At 71.8% G+C, this 2,937-nt stretch carries 2 protein-coding genes; both read right to left on the bottom strand.

The genetic code is table 11. The features are described from left to right. A partial coding sequence (locus ACE3P2_RS05940) for a response regulator (protein WP_374262102.1) occupies positions 1-2,732 on the bottom strand: 2,732 nt, incomplete at its 3' end. 12 nt (positions 2,733-2,744) lie between these two features. Next, on the bottom strand, positions 2,745-2,937 hold a 193-nt coding region (locus ACE3P2_RS05935), incomplete at its 5' end, for a hypothetical protein (protein ID WP_374262099.1).

The following is a 2,937-nucleotide window of genomic DNA, read 5'->3' as shown; positions in this document are numbered from 1 at the left end:
TTGCGCACGCCGGCCGCCACGTCCAGCCCCTCGATGTCGCGCAGGGTGGGCAGCGCGCCGGCCGGCGCGGGGGCGGCCGGCGGGCGCATCGGCGCGGGAACCTGCCGGGGTGCGATCCAGCGACGCAGCACCGACCACAACTGCGCCGGGTCGATGGGCTTGGCGATGTGGTCCTGCATCCCGGCCGCCAGGCAGCGGTCGCGGTCGCCGCTCATCGCGTTGGCGGTCATCGCCACGATGGGCAGCCAGGCCAGATCGGGCTGGCGGCGAATTTCCCGGGTCGCGGTCAGGCCGTCCATCACCGGCATCTGCATGTCCATCAGCACCAGCGCGTAGTCGTGGCGAGCCACCTGCTCGAGCGCCACCGCGCCGTTTTCAGCCACGTCCACCTCTAAGCCCGCCTGGCTCAGCATTTCGGTGGCGACGTGCTGGTTCAGCTCGTTGTCCTCCACCAGCAGGATGCGGGCCCCGGCGATGGGGGCGAGGTCGGCGGCCAGCGGAGCCGGCTCCACCGCGCCCGGGCGCGGCATGTCCGCCCCGGCGTCGCTGAGCAGACGCACCACCGTGTCGAAGAGCTGCGACGCCGTGACCGGCTTGATCAGCACGTCGCGGATCTGCGCGTGCTCGGCGGCGTCGATGAGCTCGTCGCGACCGTAGGCGGTGACGATCACCAGCGCGGGCGGCTGGAGCAGGCCCAGCGCGCGGATGTCGCCGGCGGTGGCGATGCCGTCCCGCTCCGGCATCTGCCAGTCGAGGAAAACCACCGCGAAGGGGGCGCCGGCCCGCTCGGCGCGGACGATCTCGTCGAGCGCCGCAGCGCCGGACTCGACCGCGGTGACCGCGAAGCTCATGCGCCGCAGCATCTCACCGAGCACGTCGCGGGCGTGGGCGTTGTCGTCCACCACCAGCATTCGCCGCCCGACCAGATCGGCATGGGGCACGAAGCGCCGGGGCTGGGCGGCACCGCGGCCGAGGCGCACGGTGAACCAGAAGGTCGAGCCGAACCCGAGGGTGCTGTCGAAGCCCACTTCCCCGCCCATCAGCTCGGCCAGGCGCTTGCTGATCGCCAGCCCCAGCCCGGTGCCGCCGTACTTGCGGGTGGTCGAGGTGTCGGCCTGCTCGAAGCTGCGGAACAGGCGCCCCCGCTGATCGTCGGCGATGCCGATGCCGGTGTCGCTCACCGCGAAGCGCAGCATCACGTCGCCGGCGCAGTCGGCCACCCGGGTGACGCGGATCGCCACCTCGCCGCGCGCGGTGAACTTGACCGCGTTGTTGGCGAAGTTGATCAGGATCTGCCCCACCCGCAGGGGGTCGCCCACCAGCGCGTTGGGCACCTCGTCGGCCACATCGACGATCAGTTCCAGCTCCTTCTCGGCGGTTTTCCCGGCGATCAGGCCGGCCACGTTGTCGAGCACCCGGTCGAGGGTGAAGGGCACATGCTCGACCACCAGCTTGCCGGCCTCGATCTTCGAAAAATCCAGGATGTCGTTGATGATGCCCAGCAGGTGCTGGCTGGCCACCTGGATCTTCTCGACGTAGCCGCGCTGGCGCTCGGTAAGCCCGGTGCGCAGGGTCAGGTAGGCCATGCCGACGATGGCGTTCATCGGGGTACGGATCTCGTGGCTCATGTTGGCGAGGAAATCCGCCTTGACCCGCGCGGCCTCCTCGGCGAGCTGGCGGGCACGCTGCATTTCCTCGGCGGCGGCACGCTCGGCGGTGATGTCCTCGATGATGCCGACCATGCCCTTCTCGGGCTGCGCCAGATCGATCGCCCGACCCGACATGCGCACCCAGAAGCGGCTGCCGTCGCGGCGCTGCACTTCCAGCTCGCGGCGATGGGTGCGGCCGGCCCACACCAGGCTGGCCACCTCCTCGCCCACCGCCGCCCAGTCCGCGTCGCTGGCATACCAGATGCGCGTGGCCTGGCCCACCTGGGCGCCCGCCGGGTAACCGAACATCTCGTCCATGCGCCGGTTGGTGCGCACGATGCGGCGCGCCTTCAGCAGCACGATGCCGACGCTGGCGGAATCGAAGATGGCCTCCTGCTCCTCGATCGCCGCCGCCAGATCGGCGGTGCGGCGGGCCACCTCCTCCTCGAGGTGGCTACGGTAGCGGGCCCGGTCGAGGTCGGCCTGCTTGCGCACGCTGATGTCGCGGGACAGCACGATGAAGCGCGCGGGCAAGTCGGGGCGGGCCCGCGCGCGGGTCACCGAGAGTTCGAACCAGTGCTCGGCGCCGGCCATGTCGAGCGCGAAACAACGGCCGTAATCGCTGCCCCGGCAGGCGGCCGCCGCCAGCGCCTCATGCACCGTCCGGGCCGCCTCGGGGGGCAGCACCTCGTCCACCCGGCGACCGGCGAGCGTCTGACGGGGAGCCGCCAGCAACCCGTCCTGACCGGTGTGCACGTCGAGGTAGAGGCCGTCGGCGTCGAGTTCGAAATACAGGTCGGGCAGCGCGTCGAGGGTTTCCGCCAGCTGCTCGCGGGCGGCTTCGGCGGTGCGCCGGGCGGCGGCGGCTTCGTCGCAGGCCTGGCGCAAGGCGGCGGCATCGGCGGCGCGCAACCGTCGCCAGCGGTGCGCCGCCAGCACCCCGAACGCAACGAACGTGGCACCGGCGGCCAGCATCGGCCACGCCGCGGCATCGGTGGCCCCGTCGGCCGCCAGCGCCACCCCGGCCCGCGGGGCGGCGATCAGCAGGGCGACGGCCCAGCGGGTCAGCCTGACATCGTGCATGTTTGCCTACCTTCAGTTCGGCGCGGGCCATGCCTCCATTGCGGCGCGCAGGGTCGATAAGGCCTGGTCGAAATCGAACTGGGCGATCTGCCGCGTCAGCACGTCGGCCTGGGCGCCGAGCGCCGGCTCCAGGACCGCGGCGTGGCGGGCGTGGCAGGTGGTGCAGTCCAGGTCGTAGTCGGCCAGCAGGGGTTCGAGTTCTGCC

This window comes from Zoogloea sp., from assembly GCF_041911615.1.
Taxonomy (GTDB): Bacteria; Pseudomonadota; Gammaproteobacteria; order Burkholderiales; family Rhodocyclaceae; genus Zoogloea.
This window is presented reverse-complemented; position numbering and strand designations above follow the sequence as displayed.